At 42.1% G+C, this 16,908-nt stretch carries 17 protein-coding genes; 16 read left to right on the forward strand and 1 reads right to left on the reverse strand.

Going from position 1 to position 16,908, the window contains the following annotated elements; all coding sequences use genetic code 11:
• The 4 genes from CIK89_RS00745 to CIK89_RS00760 form a co-directional block, all read left to right on the forward strand.
• Positions 1–398, forward strand: a 398-nt coding sequence (locus tag CIK89_RS00745; RefSeq protein WP_144007313.1) for a YafY family protein, incomplete at its 5' end; no start/stop codon positions are given.
• Positions 399–481: 83 nt separating this feature from the next.
• Positions 482–1,189 carry a Sir2 family NAD-dependent protein deacetylase gene (locus CIK89_RS00750; RefSeq protein WP_094389527.1) on the forward strand — a complete coding sequence of 236 codons (708 nt, stop codon included), beginning with the start codon at positions 482–484 and terminating at the stop codon, positions 1,187–1,189.
• A 173-nt stretch (positions 1,190–1,362) separates the two neighbouring features.
• Positions 1,363–2,007 (forward strand): HAD family hydrolase, encoded by a 645-nt coding sequence (locus CIK89_RS00755; RefSeq protein WP_094389528.1) that lies wholly within the window; start codon positions 1,363–1,365, stop codon positions 2,005–2,007.
• A 261-nt stretch (positions 2,008–2,268) separates the two neighbouring features.
• Entirely contained in the window at positions 2,269–3,585 is a 1,317-nt protein-coding gene (locus CIK89_RS00760; protein ID WP_094389529.1) for an ATP-binding protein, read from the forward strand.
• A 39-nt stretch (positions 3,586–3,624) separates the two neighbouring features.
• Here CIK89_RS00760 and CIK89_RS00765 read toward each other — a convergent pair whose 3' ends face one another.
• Complete coding sequence (locus CIK89_RS00765) at positions 3,625–5,001, reverse strand: hypothetical protein (protein WP_094389530.1); 1,377 nt, start codon at positions 4,999–5,001, stop codon at positions 3,625–3,627.
• Positions 5,002–5,215: 214 nt separating this feature from the next.
• On the opposite strand from CIK89_RS00765, the gene CIK89_RS00770 reads away from it, so the two are divergent.
• The 12 genes from CIK89_RS00770 (at position 5,216) to CIK89_RS00825 (ending at position 16,840) form a co-directional block, all read left to right on the forward strand.
• Positions 5,216–5,773, forward strand: coding sequence for a hypothetical protein (locus CIK89_RS00770; RefSeq protein WP_094389531.1), 558 nt, complete (start codon positions 5,216–5,218; stop codon positions 5,771–5,773).
• A 13-nt stretch (positions 5,774–5,786) separates the two neighbouring features.
• The gene (locus CIK89_RS00775) at positions 5,787–6,485 is read left to right on the forward strand and encodes a sigma factor (protein ID WP_094389532.1); all 699 of its coding nucleotides are present in this window, start codon (positions 5,787–5,789) and stop codon (positions 6,483–6,485) included.
• A gap of 89 nt (positions 6,486–6,574) precedes the next feature.
• Positions 6,575–8,329 carry an ATP-binding protein gene (locus CIK89_RS00780; RefSeq protein WP_094389533.1) on the forward strand — a complete coding sequence of 585 codons (1,755 nt, stop codon included), beginning with the start codon at positions 6,575–6,577 and terminating at the stop codon, positions 8,327–8,329.
• A gap of 10 nt (positions 8,330–8,339) precedes the next feature.
• Positions 8,340–9,257 carry a leucine-rich repeat protein gene (locus tag CIK89_RS00785; protein WP_094389534.1) on the forward strand — a complete coding sequence of 306 codons (918 nt, stop codon included), beginning with the start codon at positions 8,340–8,342 and terminating at the stop codon, positions 9,255–9,257.
• Positions 9,250–9,642 carry a SprT-like domain-containing protein gene (locus CIK89_RS00790; protein WP_094389535.1) on the forward strand — a complete coding sequence of 131 codons (393 nt, stop codon included), beginning with the start codon at positions 9,250–9,252 and terminating at the stop codon, positions 9,640–9,642. The genes CIK89_RS00785 and CIK89_RS00790 overlap by 8 nt, the downstream gene beginning before the upstream one ends.
• A complete protein-coding gene (locus tag CIK89_RS00795) occupies positions 9,639–10,055 on the forward strand; it encodes a hypothetical protein (protein WP_094389536.1) in 417 nt (138 codons plus the stop codon). The genes CIK89_RS00790 and CIK89_RS00795 overlap by 4 nt, the downstream gene beginning before the upstream one ends.
• A 6-nt stretch (positions 10,056–10,061) precedes the next feature.
• Positions 10,062–10,505 carry a SprT-like domain-containing protein gene (locus CIK89_RS00800; RefSeq protein ID WP_094389537.1) on the forward strand — a complete coding sequence of 148 codons (444 nt, stop codon included), beginning with the start codon at positions 10,062–10,064 and terminating at the stop codon, positions 10,503–10,505.
• Between the two features lie 76 nt (positions 10,506–10,581).
• The gene (locus CIK89_RS00805; RefSeq protein WP_094389538.1) at positions 10,582–10,959 is read left to right on the forward strand and encodes a hypothetical protein; all 378 of its coding nucleotides are present in this window, start codon (positions 10,582–10,584) and stop codon (positions 10,957–10,959) included.
• A 13-nt stretch (positions 10,960–10,972) separates the two neighbouring features.
• Positions 10,973–11,503, forward strand: coding sequence for a leucine-rich repeat protein (locus CIK89_RS00810; protein WP_094389539.1), 531 nt, complete (start codon positions 10,973–10,975; stop codon positions 11,501–11,503).
• A 94-nt stretch (positions 11,504–11,597) separates the two neighbouring features.
• Positions 11,598–14,435, forward strand: a complete 2,838-nt coding sequence (locus tag CIK89_RS00815) for a leucine-rich repeat domain-containing protein (RefSeq protein ID WP_094389540.1) — start codon at positions 11,598–11,600, stop codon at positions 14,433–14,435.
• Positions 14,436–14,658: 223 nt separating this feature from the next.
• The gene (locus tag CIK89_RS00820; protein WP_144007314.1) at positions 14,659–15,294 is read left to right on the forward strand and encodes a hypothetical protein; all 636 of its coding nucleotides are present in this window, start codon (positions 14,659–14,661) and stop codon (positions 15,292–15,294) included.
• 61 nt (positions 15,295–15,355) lie between these two features.
• Entirely contained in the window at positions 15,356–16,840 is a 1,485-nt protein-coding gene (locus CIK89_RS00825) for a hypothetical protein (RefSeq protein ID WP_094389542.1), read from the forward strand.
• Positions 16,841–16,908 lie beyond the last annotated feature (68 nt).

Here is a 16,908-nt window from a genome sequence, read left to right on the forward strand (position 1 = left end):
TTTTGTTCAATCTCCCCATTGACAGAATGGTAAGTGTGGAACCGATAGATATACCATTCCGAGAGAACCCGGAATTTGACTCCGAACATTTCTTTGATGATGTCATAGGAGTCAGCAAGAATATTCATGAGAGAGCAGAGTGCGTCAAGTTTTGGGCAAGTGCGGAACAGAGCAGGTATATCAAAACAAAGCCCCTGCACCCCTCTCAGTGCGTAATAAGCGAGAATCCTACCGATGGCAGTTGTATCTTTCGTATTGATGTGGTAATCAATTTCGAGATGTATTCTGTATTTATGTCCTATGGTGCTGGAGTGAAAATCTTATCTCCACGCAGATGTTTGAACTACATGAGCAAAACACTGAAAGCTGCTGCATCTTTATACGACCAACGTATGTAACGTTATTAACTATACGTATAGAAAGAAGAACAATATAGATTATTATTCCTAATTTTGCAACGAGTTGTTAAAAAACGAGCAATATGAATAAGAAGAAGCTAGTTATTCTTTCAGGAGCAGGGATAAGCAAAGAGAGCGGAATTGATACGTTTCGCGATAAGGATGGCATCTGGACGAAGCAAGATGCAATGCAATTGGCAAGTATCGAAGGGTGGAATAACGATCCTCAGGCTGTGCTTGACTTTTACAATGCCCGTCGTCGCCAGTTACTGGAGGTACAGCCAAACAAGGCACATGAACTGTTGGCACAACTTGAAAAGTGGTACGATGTAAGCATCATTACCCAAAATGTAGATGACCTCCACGAACGTGCAGGCTCTTCTCACATCGTACATCTCCATGGAGAACTTTCCAAGGCCTGTTCGTCCATCGATAAGGAGAATGCGGACTGTATTGAGCTCCGTCCCCTAATTAATGATATTCACCTTGGTGACAAAGCCAAAGACGGTAGTCAACTTCGTCCATATATTGTGTGGTTTGGCGAACCAGTTCCCAACATGCCTCTTGCTATGAATACTGCTTTTGAGGCAGACATCTTTGTCGTTATTGGCACATCTCTTTTGGTATCTCCAGCCAATACCCTTACAGCATGTTCTGGTGCAGGCCATAACATTGTTATTGATCCTGGAGAGGTTGAGATACCAGAAGGGTTCCTTCATATCAAGGAAACAGCAACTGTTGGAATGGAAATGCTTTATCAATCGTTGGTGAAGTTATCAGAAAGGACATAGGATGATGCAGCGAGTGTGAGCACTGAAGCCACAAGTGACCGGTCACTATGTCTAAAGAAGGGGAGTCTATGACTCCTCTTCGATTTGTATAAGTTTTGGTATACGTATAAAAGCAAAGACTCTTCAAAAAAGAATGTCTAATTTTGCATCCATAATCATAAAACAAGCGATATATGGCAAAACAAAAGACAATCAATCGAGAGTTTAAGACAGTGTTTTTCGACTACGACGGGACGATGTTTGACACCGCAGGAGCTGACCAGTACGTGGCCAGACAGAAAACTCTGCGCCGTTTTTCTCCTGAGTGGGTACAGGCCAGAAAGGAGTATCTCGAACATATAAAGCAATGTCCCTTGTATGATGGTTGGCAGCAGGTCTTCGATTACATCAAAGCGAACAACATCCAAGCTGCTATTGTGTCAGGCAATAACCGCGAAGTTCTGAACGTAGCGGTTAGCACCTTTGGGTTGCAGGAAATCTTCCCTAAGGACAAAATCAATCGTATCGGCTGCAAAGATGCCACAGGTCGCAGAATAAGAAAACGTGGTGGCAATCCAGCTCTCTTTGATTATGCGCTGAAACAGCTAAATGAAGATCCCAAGAACGTCATCGCGTTTGGCAATGAAATGTGTGATGCACAGGCTGCTGCTAATGCAGGCATCAAGGCATACCACTGTCTTTGGGGTGCTGATGTGAAGGAGAAAGAACAGATGCTCGCAGACTCAGAGCACCAATGTATAACATCTCCGCTCCAAATCATTGACATCCTGCGATCAGAGAAGGTAGAGTATAGCGCGCACACGCGCGTATGCGCATAATAAAATAAGGTGTACTGGTTTTTGCAGTGTATTTATAATTATTAACTCAAAAAATTATGTTTTCTCTCCCTTTTTTATTACCTTTCAACTCGACGCTTATGAAGCGCTCTTTGACTTGTTGCTACAACTCTGAAAACCAGATACGGCTGGTTTTTCAAACTACTATATCTATCTGGCAGAAAGTATTTATGCTGACTGCATGATCTCCCAAACTCTCTCGCTTTCAATATAGAATATTTTGTAAACTATAAAATTCATTATATGACAGACAAAACAAAGTTTGATAATATGTCAATTGTAACCGCTTTGATTCATGTAATCAAGCAATCGCTAAACTCTCACCTTTCTGATGAATTCTGGCAAAACTGCGAAACTCATCTGGCATACCTGCGTACTCAACTCGGTCTGACAAACATTCAGATTGTCTTTGTTTCCATGCTGATTGAGCGTAATTATGTTATGAGTTGGAGTGACTTCGCATTATATCTTGATATTACAAACTTTGAAGCAAGAACCCATGCAAACGAACTGGACGAACTCGTAAAAAAGGGTTGGTTAACTATAAGTGACAACATCATGAGGGATGACAAAGGTTTCGAACTAGTTCCAGAGGCTGAGAAGGCTCTTGTCAATAACCAAGTCTTCGTACCTGAGGCACCCATCGCTTCAGCGGATGAGGATTCTGCTGAGGACGTCGATGACGATGACAACAGCCACAACTATGACTACGATGATAATTACGACAATACTACACAAGAGGGTAACCTCTCTATTCTGAAGAGCTATACAGAGATTCAAGAGAAGCCCCTTTTCTTCAATCCCGCTGAACAGAAACAAGTACGGCATCTTACCAACTTGCTGAGTCCCAAGAAATTCAGTTCTATTCAGCACCGACTTCAAGCGCAGAAAATGCGAAAGGGCTTCGCCTGTCTGTTTTACGGCGGCCCTGGTACGGGTAAGACCGAGACGGTGCTTCAGATAGCCCGTCAGACTGGTCGCGACATCATGCAGGTAGATATTGCGGGCCTGCGTAGCAGATTGGTTGGCGAAAGCTTAAAGAACATTAGGAATGTATTCAATAGTTATCGCGAACTATGCGACATATCTGATGTGACACCCATTCTTTTCTTCAACGAGGCAGATGGTGTCTTCAACAAGCGCACAACGAGAATTCAACAATATTGCGATAAAGAAGAGAACGCCATGCAGAACGTAATTCTGCAAGAGATGGAGGACTTTGACGGCATTCTCATTGGAACCACTAACCTGACGTGCAATTTAGACAAAGCGTTCGAGCGTCGTTTCCTCTATAAAATTGAGTTTAACAAACCGGAGACCGAGGTAAAAGCTAAGATTTGGAGTTCCATGCTGAAGAAGCTCAGCAAAAAAGACGCCTTACACTTGGCTACCCACTTCGACTTCTCAGGTGGTCAGATAGAGAATATTGCCCGCAAGCGCACCGTTGACTACATCCTTTCTGGAAGATATGCCTCCTTGGATGAAATAGAAACCTATTGCCGCTCAGAGGCCTTTGACTGCAAAACAGAACATCACCACATCGCCGGTTTTACGGCGTAGTGGTGACAAATTATAGCCTTGGAATTATATGTCAACAAATTATTCTCTTATTGCATTTATGGCATCATCTTCCCGTTGATCCACACCACAAACCAGGTTTTTGTGTATTTCAAACAATTCGGGGAAGTTAACCTTGTTTAAGCTATATAAGCATCTCAGATGCGGTAACTTTTCGAGAATATCAGAGAAAGACCCAGCTTCTTCGTTCTCATCATAGATTTTTATCCTTTCTTCTGGAAGACGAATCTTTCTGATTTCTAGGGGTTTATTGCCCATCTTGCCAATAAAGATCGTTTGGTTTTCAAAATTGCACCAATAAGCCATATATGGCTCGAGCCTCTCATCGTTTTCAATCACCTCCTTGGCATGGGAGCGGTATGTAGAGATTGTATGTGTATTGTTAGAACACTTATTTACCCATTCGTCACCACCGCTACGATACATCCTGTCATAAACTGCTTTTATAACTTGTTTAGCTTGCTCATTTTTAAAGTATGCAGTAGGAAGTCCTCCCCTGGTTTTTTGACATAATAAGGTAAGTAGATAGAGCATCTTGTCACCTCTGTGTCCAAACTCTAACTCTATTCGGTTGCCGTCGTCTTTCTTCAAGATGATGGAGTAATCACCATCTTTATCCATAAGTCTATCTTTCCTGTTATATTCTATGACAAGAGAAAAATCCGGTTTTAGAAGTTCGCTCTTGACTTCTGCCACCTTAGACAGATTGCTGAAGCCACCTATACCAGGTGTATACTTATATTGCAGATAATTGCAAAGCAATAGTTTCGAGTCTTTTTCACAGGCAAATCCCAACGTATCTTTAATGATTGAAATGAGTTCTTCCTTTTTGTCTTTCGACAACTGACGCATAAAGTCTGCCAAGAAATTCTCTGCAGATGTTTGCACAGCTGAACTGACAATATGGGAGTAATACTTTGACATTTCCAGTATCTTTGATAAATCCCCATCATATACTTCCATCAGGAAATCGTAGAACTCTTCATTGCCATATTGGAAATATCTCCTCAGTGTATTTACAAAGCTTTTGCTCTTTTTGTTATTCAAGGAGCGGGCAAAGTTGTTGACCACGTTAAAAAAAAGATCGCCACTATAGTCCTTCCCTTGAAATAGAATCTCTGACGTGTATCTGTAATCACCTTCTTTTAAAGGCATGACCCTTGCAAATAAATCAGAATGCGTGATGTTATAATACAATAATGGATCCACATCCTCTCCTACTACAGCTTGGCTGTCTTTTAGAGCATCGAAAGGAATCAATTCTATGTTATATCTTCCAATATGATCTCTTTTAATTTGATCAAGATATGGTTTCGTCTTTTCGTTGACAAAGACAAATATCTGATACGGGTTCAGATTCAATGCAAGCTTTTCGTCAGTACATTCAATTGTTGTCATAAACTCTATATTTTGGATACAAAGATACAAATAAATATGTAATATCCCACTATAACTCCTTTATTATTATACAAAATTCTATCAATTTAGTTTTTTTTCGTTCATCTTTCCTTTTATACCTATATTTCACATGACAATATGCTCAAAAAGTCCGACCTTCGCAGCCGGAAATGCGACGATTATTCGAAGATTTAAATTAACTTATATAGATTTTATGACAGAGAATATTAAGGAAATGATTGAGTCGATGACAACAGACGAGATGAAGCAGCGTCTGGCTGAGTATATGGCCGCCGACCAGCAGTTGGCCCCACGCCCTATTGCTGTTGAAATAAGACTCAGCAACATCAAAAATGTCAGGTGTCGTTATGACGTGCTGCTTATTGCTGAGAACGGACAAGAGACAGAGGTGAAGTTCCGTGATCGCTATTCGCGTCTCGTTTACATCTACACCTTACTCCACCCACAAGGCTATCAACGTCGTCTGGCAGCTGCCAACAACTACAAGGCACTGCGACAGCTCTACACTCTGCTCTATTTCAAAGAGGGTGATGCACTGGTGAAGACTATTGAGAGCACAGACTTCGACCACTTCTTCAGTCATTACATTGCCCAATCGCGCAACGCCATCCGTCAGGCTACGCCTCATGCCTCTGATTTTGCCATTGACCGTCCGCAGTCTCACGACGGTAAGGTGCTTATCCCATTCGTAGCACAGGGTGGTACGGTCATCCTTGACAATTCACTTCGTAACCAAATGTCTCACCTTTAAATATTGTCACATCATGTATCAGAACGGCAGAAACATCACATTCACCGACCGTAGCAACAGTAGCGTCGACATGTTCCTCAAGGACATCAAGAAGTCGCAGCCTCTCACCAACAAGCAGGAATACGACCTTTGGCTTCTCATGCGTCAGGGCAACAAACATGCTCGTGACAAGTTCATCCATGCCAATCTGCGCTATGTGGTGACCGTTGCCAAGAAGTACCTTGCCTCTGGCACAGCCTTCGAAGACCTCATCATGGCAGGCTCTTTGGGTATTACAAAAGCTGCTGACATGTTTGATGCAAGTCTGGGCTTTCGCTTCATCTCCTTTGCCACATGGTACATTGAGAGTGAGGTTCAAAAGACTGCATACGACCACCTCAAACACAAGTGTGCTACCGTGTCTTTGGACGAACCGATATATGCTGATGAGGATGACTCAGATACCATGATGAGCTATCTGCCCTCCTCTACGGATGTCTCACCGGATTGGCAAGTCCGCTATGACGATACACTCAACGCACTGAAAAGTGGGCTCGACAAGCAATATTGGCAGGGCACAGGTGAGATGTTGGACGATTACCTTTCCATGATGGAGAAGGGACTTACCACCTCTGACTTCGCTCGTAAATACCGTTTGAACGACCAACAAATGCGTCGTTTCCTTGATATGGTGCGTGCTGAGAGCCGCCATTATCTAAAGGCTGCAGCATAAGGCTGCGCTCAGTCGGTATACGTATAAATGGAAAGAAGAACTGAAATAATATTTCTACCTTTGCACCACGAAATCAAAAATAGTATAATATGAATATTAGAAAGAAACCAGTACGCAGACTTAAGTCAGGAATCGGAGGTCATGGAGATCTCCCAGGTGAGATTATGGACGAGTTCAAGGAACCTGACACTTGGACCATCATCACTGCTCTTGACAGAATTCTCGACATGGCTCAGGATTCTCAATTGTCTGACGAGTTTTGGGAGTCAGTCAAGAATCCCTTGGCTTTCCTCAATAAAGAACTGGGGTTGACCAACGTCCAGATTGTTGCACTTGCCATGCTCATCGAGTCAGGCGAACCGATGTCTTGGAAAGGCATGGGCAACTATCTTGGCTGCTCGCGCTTGTCTGTCATGGTATATTCTGAAGAGATTGAGGGACTTATTGCCAAGCGCTGGGCTATTCGCAAGGGTGTCCATGAGATAGGTGGCTTCTTCGAGGGAATTGCTTTGGCACGCGGTGTCGTCACGGCTCTCCGTCATAACAAGCTCTTCGTCCCAGAGAAAATTGATGGTCTCAACGAGCAGCAGTTTGTGGATAAGCTGGAGAGTCATGTTGATAAGAACATGAACGACCGCAATGCCGTTTTTAATGATGACGAGGAATGGATGCTGCAGCTTGCTAAAGCCAACCCACATCTTCCACTCTGTCATGAGGTTCTGAGGTTTGATGATATTCATGTTCAGTCACTCCTGCTGTTGATTGTTGTCGATTATGCGCAGTGGGAAGGTTCAGACGGAGAAGGCCTTACCTTCCAGACCATCGATGGCCTTTATCCTGAGGAGTATGACTGTGATTTCATGCGTGAGGGGCTTAGAAACGGGACTCATCCCCTCATTCAATGCGGTTATATTGAGCATAAGTGTAATGAGGGTCAGGCCGATACAGAGCAGTATATGCTCACTCGTAAGGCCAAGGTTGAACTTCTTTCAGCATATACCCCCAGTCACTCAAAGTGCAGAAGGATGAGACCCGATGACCGCTTTCTGAAGGGACACACGTCCATCAAGGAGAAATCGCTGTTCTTCAATACCTCTGAGCAAGAGCAGATAGACCGTCTTACCAATCTGCTTAGCACCGAGACCCTGCCATCTATCCAGCAGCGACTCGAAGAACAGGGTATGCGCAAGGGCTTTGCTTGCTTGTTCTATGGTGCTCCTGGTACAGGCAAGACCGAGACTGTCCTTCAGATAGCCCGTCAGACGGGACGTGACCTTATGCAGGTGGACATCGCCGGACTGCGCGATAAGTGGGTTGGTGAGAGCGAGAAGAACATCAAGGAGGTGTTTGCCCGCTATCGCAGGCTGTGTCAGAACAGCGAGGTGATGCCCATTCTGTTCTTCAACGAGGCCGATGCCATCATCAACAAGCGTACTGAGAACGTAGAGCACTCTGTTGATAAGATGGACAACGCCATGCAGAACATTATCCTGCAGGAGATTGAAGACCTCGACGGCATCCTCATTGCCACCACCAACCTGACGAGTAATCTCGACAAGGCCTTTGAGCGTCGTTTCCTCTACAAGGTGGAGTTCCACAAGCCTGATACGGACGTGAAGACCAAGATTTGGCGCTCCATGCTGAAGGATATCAGTGCTGATGATGCCCGTCAGCTGGCCTCTCACTTCGACTTCTCTGGAGGTCAGATTGAGAACATCGCCCGTAAGCGCACAGTTGACTACATCCTCTCAGGGAAATTCGCCTCTCTCGACGAGATAGAGGGCTACTGTCGCGCAGAGTTCCTGGGTGGCAAGGAGCGAAAGTGTATAGGTTTTATTTCATAAGAGTATTATCATGAAGAGACTTATCAGTACCAAGGGACTCCATGACGGGCATTTCAATGCCCCATGGATTAGTACGGCAATCCATGAAAGGGTTGACAATAAACTCACACATTGTTACAAACAAGACTACGGAGAAGACATAGTGATTGCTCCTACTCTCTCATACGAGCTATCAGAAGGAGTTGTTATGACTCTTGAATTGGCATATACTATAGACAATCCAACTCCCCAACGACTGGAGAATTTCCGAGAGGCATGTGAGAACTTCTATGAACTTTACGGATTCATGGTTGAGAACGAGAATGGTACTTCCCGCGTCCTTTTCCGTGCCATTGACATCTTCGATATGGCTTCATTTATCCATGCTCTCGACTATCAGAGTGTCAGTCTGGAAGGCGTTATCTGTGCTGTTGATGATGGTCTGACTGAGAAGGATGCCATCTACTCGCCCTCTGGCTCATATCTCATACAGATTCCTAATATTCCTCACTATCGTATCAAGGAAGGTACCCTCTATATTTCACCGATGGCAGCCAGGCATTGTACTGAACTCCAAAAATTGGACATCCCTTTTGAGATGCTTTTTGACAACGGATCGCTCCGTGAATACCCACAAGGGCTGAAGGTCAAAATATGGGATACACATTATGACGGAACACCTATTGAAGAAGAGGATGACTTTAACGATGATATGCCCATATTCGATGATCATGAAGTTGGTTATTCAAAAGATGGTAAGATTCTGACAGGATGTCGTTATACCTTCAATGATATCCGTTATGAGGTACCTGATGGAGTTGAAGAAATTGAAGACTTCGCTTTTTTAGCTTGTCGTCATAACGTGGAACTCTCTATACCTCGCTCTGTTAAGAAGATTGGTGACTACATTTTTGGAAATAGTGGAGTAATTAATTTCAGAGATGAATAAGATCACAAAAGAAGATATCAGAGTCCGTTATAAGGAGTATAACCGGCTTTACTTTGGCAATCAGCTGAAGCATTGTAAGTTTTCAGTCCAGAAGATGTCGTGGTGCGAAGGGATGTACACCTATAAGAAGGAGAAAGACGGCATCATCGAAGGACGAATCTGGCTTACCAACGATATTGACTGGACGGAAGCGACACTCCGTGAGACCATTATCCATGAGATGATCCACCACTATGTCAGGACTATCGACCGCCAGTGGGGAGGCCTTTTCGGACATGGCCGTCTTTTCCGGCGACAATGCAAACGACTAAAGAGGGACTATGGGCTGACTATCACTATTCACTCCAAACTACCAAGAATATACAATAAACGTAAAATAATATGAGATTGACGAAACATCTTTTTTCTCTTTTTGCTTTGATATTGGTATCCTGTGAATGCCCATATCAGGACGAGTTGGACCGTGCTCAACAGCGTAAAACTACAGGCGATATGTTCTATGCTGATGTGCTATTGGGGACCTGGCAGTGTTATTATTCCATGATTATTGGTGGGGTGGAGTTTAAACAGATTAAGTTCATGTCTGGAGGCAAGGCCGACATCACGATGGCCAAGCAACATGACACCGAATGGTACACAGAGACCTACAACTATGCCTACTATGGCAATACCCTCCGATTCTCCAGAAGTGGGAGTAATATCTCCTTAACTATCGATGGGTATTTGTTCCCTGAACTATATCTAAGAGATTCTTTCGGTCGCTATACAATGGCTAAACGTAGAGCCGATGGTTGCTAAACATATATGACAATTACAAAAGAGCTACTGAAACAGAAGTTTGAAGAGTACAACAAACTGTACTTCAACAACGAACTGCCTATGTGTACTTTCTCCTATAATTATATGAAAGATGCCTTTGGAAGATACGCCACCCACACCAAAAGCAATGGACAGAAGGTTGGGCACATCAGGATATCGAAAAGCATCGATCTGGATGAGGATATGCTAAGTGAGCTGTTGGTTCACGAGATGATTCATCATTATGTCCATACAATAGATGGTGTGAGCTTCAATGGCTTTTTCTGTCACGGACGCCACTTTGTCCGCCAAGTCAAGCGCATAAAAAAGGAACACGGCTTGGAAATTCTGATATGTTACCCTGATTGGCGTTTCAGAAATGAAAAGTTCGAAACCAGTTTCTTTCTCAGAGTCATCGGCTTTTTAAGAAATGAACTCCATCTATTCTGAAACTTTATACCTATAAAATGAGACTCTAGACCAATATTTATTCATACCTTTGTACAGAAAATTATGCTATAGAAATATGAAGGAGATAAATGATATAGTAAAAGAGTATGGTGAAGAGTTTTTTACCAACGACTTTTTGCTGAGCGGTGATGAAACGTGGGATCTTGAAGCACTCGCGTGGTTTGACGAAAAGTATCCTGAGCTTTCTGACGAGCAACGTTCAGAATTTTCTGTTCAGCTCGACATTCTATTCAAAGAGTGCTGTACCCAGGCCTTGGAACAGTACAGAGCCGAGCAGGAAAAAATCAAGAATGCTCCATCCCCTATTGTCTTTGAGGGTCTCACACTTCACGAACTGCTGGAAAAGACTATTCAGAAATTCAAGGAACACGATTTTACAGAGGCAAAAAGGCTCCTCATAACCTACCAAGAAATAAAAGAAAAGAAACAATAAACATTAAAACGATATGAGAAAAGTATTATTCTTGCTGGTCGCTCTTATGATGAGCGCAGCTGTCAAATCCCAAGAGATTGAGAAGGTCGACAAGTTCACGTCAGGTTACATTAACGGAACCTACATGAACAAGTATAAAACTATTGATGGTGTCCTCTATGCCGTCGGCTACGAAGGCACCAAGGACTGGATCCTGGTACGCTATCCTGCTGGTAGTAGAAACACCACCTACAATGTTCACCCGAACTGTCGTCGTATAGCCCGCGGAGCCTTTGAGGGTGCTGCCTATCTCCGTGAGATTTATCTCCCAGAGACAGTTAGCTTCATAGGTGAAGATGCCTTTGCCGGTTGTACCTCCCTCCAAGGTATTTACTTTGGGGAGAGCTCCCCGTCTGCTGTCAGGGGGATTGAAGGAAGTAGTAATGATACGTCAGAGGAAGTGGCCAGATACAACCTTTCCGGCCGTCCTTGTTCTCCAAGCGATAAAGGCGTTCAGATCATAGTTTACTCCGATTTTACAACCAGAACCGTCATTTCTGATTAATAAATGTTATAGAAATCGCATTATTTACACTTTTATTTGTATCTTTGTCTCAAATTTAAAACTTAGGATACGATCTTTACTGAATAAGGGCCCTATGGATACAGAACTTAAAATAAACGGATCAAATCAAGTATATGGTGTTGTTGACACAGAGGTGACTGAAATTGTCATCCCTGATGGTGTGCGTGTCATCAAACCTAATTCATTCAAAGGGTGCAAGAATCTTAAGACAGTTAAGATACCTGATTGTGTAGATACCATAGGGTCAAATGCTTTTGAAGGATGTTCGTCACTGAAGGAAATAGTTTTACCACAAAACCTTGGTGAAATAGGAGCTAATGTCTTTACTGGGTGTACTTCTCTTCGCAAAGTTTATATTAAAGATTACGTTGATAAAATCGCTTTGACTGCTTTTATTGATTGTAAGCGGATTGAGGAGTTTGTAGTATCAGAAGACAATTATAAGTTCTGTTCCGTAGACGGCAGTATATACAATCGTAACAAAAATATACTATATAGAGTACCTGCAAAGACAAAACAAAAAAATTTTGTGATTAACAAGAAGGTTAAGAAGGTAGAGGCGACTGCTTTCCTTGGTTGTACAACAATTGAAACTATTAACTTTCCTGAAAAAGAAACAGTTTTGCGTAGGAGTGTATTTGAAGGATGTAAATCTTTAAGGGAAATATACTTACCTGATACTATTTGTCAGGTTGAGGATTCTGTCTTTTCTGGTTGTAGTTCACTTAAGGAGATAAAAATACCAGATAATGTAACTTATCTGCCTTACTATTGTTTTAAGGATTGTACTTCTCTAGAAAAGATAGAATTCCCAAGCAAGTTCTGGGGCATTCAAGATACTGCATTCCAAGGCTGTATCTCTTTGAAAAACGTCTCTTTACCTGCCAGCACTTGCGTCATAAACAATTCAGCTTTTGCAGGCTGTAAATCCTTGGAAAGAGTTGATATCAGTCCAGACAATTCAAAATTTGCTTCTGTTGACGCAATTGTTTATAGCAAAGATCTGTCTAAAATTGTGCTCTATCCTTCAGCACATCCTCAGGATTGTTATACAATTCCAAATTCAGTTAATCATTTACGTAGTGGTTTATTTTATAACTGCATAAATCTTCGTGATATCCATATCCATGATTATGTGTCTCTGGAGTCAAAGACTTTCCATAATTGTTCATCCTTATGTACAATTCATATGGGTGTTTATAGGCTTGCCAATGCTCCAATAGATAAGGATGCTTTCTATGGCGTAGATAAGAAGAGTTGTGTGCTCTATGTCCCCCAAGGACTTGCTGACGATTATCGTAGACATCCTGCCTTCTCTTCGTTTGAAAACATTCAAGAAGAAGCACTTCAAGAGAATAATATGGCGGAATTAGATATGGTTGAGCTCGGTTCTGATGGGAAGACTCTTATTTCTGTGAAAGAACAATTTAAGCCATACATCACCCATTTTGACATACCCAGTGGAGTTACGACTATAGGCAAACATGCATTTGAGGATTGTTATTCGCTTGAACACATTTTATTCCCAGAGACACTTGAAACCATACAAGTCGGGGCATTTAGAAGATGTCGCAGTCTAAAAGATTTGTCTCTCCCCAGTAGTCTTCGTGAGATACAAAATTTTGCATTTGCTGAGTGTAGCTCGGTAACCAGTAAGTTCTTGCCAGAGGGTGTCAGAAGGCTTGGATATGGAATTATTGAAAAAGTGTCTGTTTCAGAGATATTCATACCATCAAGCGTGAAGAGGATTGACCCAAACGCTTTTAGGGGCTGTGGCCAGTTGTCGGAGATAATAGTTGACCAAGCAAATCCTTATTTCGCATCTTTGGAAGGATCGTTGTATAACAAGGATATGACAGAACTTATCTGTGTCCCATACAATACTAACATCAAAGACTTCAAGATTCCTGATAGTGTTTTATCTGTCTCTAAAGATGCTTTCCACAAATGTGCTGGCATCAAGAGCATAAGTTTAAACAATGCTATAGAATCTTTCCCCGTTGATATTTTTAGTGGTGATCTGGTTAATTTGGACAGTATCACTGTTGGTGGGGAGTCCAAGTTGTATCAGGTAAAGGATGGAGTTCTTTTTAGCAAGGATGGTCTGGAACTAGTAAAGATGTTCCGCAAAGCCCAAGTACAAGATTATATAATTCCGGATGGTGTTAAAAAGATTCACGATCACGCCTTCAAGGGATGTGGAAAGCTACAGACGATTACGATACCCCAAAGTGTCTCAGAAATAGGTCATAGTATCTTTGATGGCTGTAAAGGAATAACAACTTTAAAGTTACTTTGCGCCCTTTCCGACCTCTATTGGTATACTTTCACTGAATTGGATAAGAAGAAATGTAAGGTATATGTTCCTGAGATGTCGTTCAGATATGGATTCAGAGGATCAGCCATCGAAAACTTTGATGTGTATTCTCTTAAAGAGCTGGAAGCGGGTGATGATCCCGATTCAGAAGTGATAGTGGAAGTAAGTGTTGATGAGAAGGGTTATGCCTTGAAACTCGGAAAGAAAACAAAAATCACGGGTGACTTCCATCTTGAAGATATTGAAACCATCTCCTCCCGCATATATGACTATTTAGACGTTTCAGAGGCTACTTTCGGCTCCCAGATGGAAGAATGGTCTCAGTTCTTGGGAATGAGCCACTCTGGGCCGGTTTATGGAAATAGTGGTATACGAGAGGTTGACATCCTATTGAGATTTATCTCTAGTGTCAAAGTGGCCACACTTGTACTCCCTGATGACGTTCAGCGCCGTCATATCAATGCTGCAAAGAACAACAAGTATATTAGGCAATTGATAGTTCGTGACTCATGTAAGTTGTTCTCCTATGTTGATGGCAAATTGATGAATAAGAAGAAAACCCTGACTGTTTTTGAGTCCAAGAGACGAGAATAATAGTCGCCCAGCTCAAAGAATTGATGAAAGGTTAGTGTATAATTAGATTTCATATCAAATGAATGAGATGATCTCCTATCTAAAAGACTATCGTGAAGAAGTTCCCGCTTGGCTTAGTGATTACCTCCAAGGGAAGCAATTCTCGTTTAAGGACATTATGTCTTCGAGGGTAGGGTATTATCCTGGAAGTGGATACGATGGGACATTAATTAAAGTGGGTAACATGTCTCATTCAGTACATTCTTTCCTCTATGTGGACTATTTGGTTAAGAGAAAGGAGCTGGAGGACCATATTGCACAGAAAAATAGTATTCGCGGATATCACCCTATAGGAGAGGTGGAGTTGCAGGAACGTGATATAATGTCTAATGGTCAGTATCCCTTCAACATTACAAAGGAGCCATTGCATGGCAAACCTAACACTTTTGTTGATCCAGACGAGAAGCCCTACTGTTTCTCTCTCATCATGGAACGAGATACGGATAGAGATGACTCATGGGGTGCAGAGCATTTTGTTGTTACATTCCTTTATGCCGATGGTATAGCAACGTATTACCAGCTATTTGTGAAAGAATACTCAAAGGCTCCGTGGATCTTCCTTCTCCAGGATCATGGGTTTGGCTGTAACTATGACTGTTTTGGCAGAGGTGGCCTCTTAGATTGTATCATCCGGGAGAACCATTGCTATCCCCAATATGTTATATGCGCCAGCAACACCCGCATTTGGAACGGATATAAACAAATAAAGGATGTTTCACCTGTGTATGGAGGTATGCACCAACACAGGCGTGACTTATTTGTCTTTTGTCCGGCTATCGTAGCAAGGTCGTTGGAAGGGCGTAGCAAGGAACAAGGGTAGAGAGTATTAAAGAGCAGAAAAATTGAAATTAGTAACAATTATAGCAGCTATTTCTTAAACTATGAAGTCAAGTAAAGAATACTACAGTGAGATTTACTATTCCGGAGTGGATCGTTACTTCGAATGTAAAGTGAGGGCTCAGGAATATTACATTAAGAAGAATAATGAGAAGTCTTCAAAAGGTGCAGAACGGGATAGTTATCAATTCAGTTATATCTGCTATGACGGCGAAAAGGGCCAGATCCAAGGTCCGACAGCTTTTAAAGTCCGGCTGCCAGAAACAGATTATGTTCGCCTCCTTACTCTTCAATTGTATGATAAGGAAGGCTTGACGTATAACCGTATTCTATTCATCGCACCAGACATCATCCAGGCTATTGATAAGCAAGTTGAGTCAAGCTTTGGAAAACAGGACGGCACTGTGAATTGCCTTCCGTATGTAGTTTCTTTCGATGAGATCATTGAAGACGCAAAGAAAGTAGAAGAAACGATGTCGACAGACAGAGACTCTTCGTCGAAGGAATTAAAATCTTATGAGTTTAAGGTTTGGATTGATGGTAATTATTACTATGAAGATGAGGAAATTGAAGCAGAGATTATGCTCTCAGACGATGAGGTCGAGACAATTAAGAGACTTGTCAGAGAGTACGACTCTGATTTGTCCTGTGGGTTAATGCCCATTCTCAAAGAAGGAGACGCCCATCTGTACAATAAGTTCTTTAGCGAGATATACCCACCTGTTTTCTACGAACTTTTCCAAAGGGACGAGATGTTTGAACCCATACCAGGTGATGAAGGGAAAAAATGGGAGGAAGAAGATGTTATATATCTGATGGAGACCTATGGCGATGGCTACTGTTTTGATGATGCTTACATTTGTTATATTCCCGAAGATATGATGCCGCCGAAGATGACGTTGACAAAAGGAATGTCAAAAGATGAGATGCTCAAATACATCAGGAAATGGAGTAGCATGCGAAACGACATCTATGATAATATAACCTGTTATCATGATATTCCCGTTTCCAATCAAGACCATTATAATGAAGTTATCGAGAACAGACTTCTTTCTATTCTCACAAAGTCAATCGAGGAAAATGATGAGTCATCTTTAGCTTCTGAAGATTTTGAACCTTTCGAGGATATTGTCCCGACAATGATAGCAAACGAGATATATGAGGAATGTCAGAATAATAATCAGCAAAAGAAGAACCCAACAGGCAATCCTAAGAAACAATACACTATCAAGGGTAAGATAATTGGAACTTGGAATGAACATTATGTCGATATAGATGTAGAACTCACTGACAATGAACTTGAACAGATAAAAGCACAAATCAAGAAACATCCTGAATGTGATGACCTTAGACAGATCATTGAAGATGATTATCTGTATGCCACTATTCAGGAAAAACTTATAAAGGCAGCTCATGAGTATTATGTACAGGAAGGCATTAATGATGGTATGACTCGTGAAGAAGCTGAGAATGTAGAACTTATAGGTAATGAATACTCTTGTCCTATACCTGAGGAGTGGAAGGCATAGTGCGGTAATAATGCCACAAATTATGGCCCATCTTTCACCTTTTTTACTTATTTCTTTCCGCTTTATCG

Source organism: Prevotella sp. P4-119 (assembly GCF_002251345.1).
GTDB lineage: Bacteria > Bacteroidota > Bacteroidia > Bacteroidales > Bacteroidaceae > Prevotella.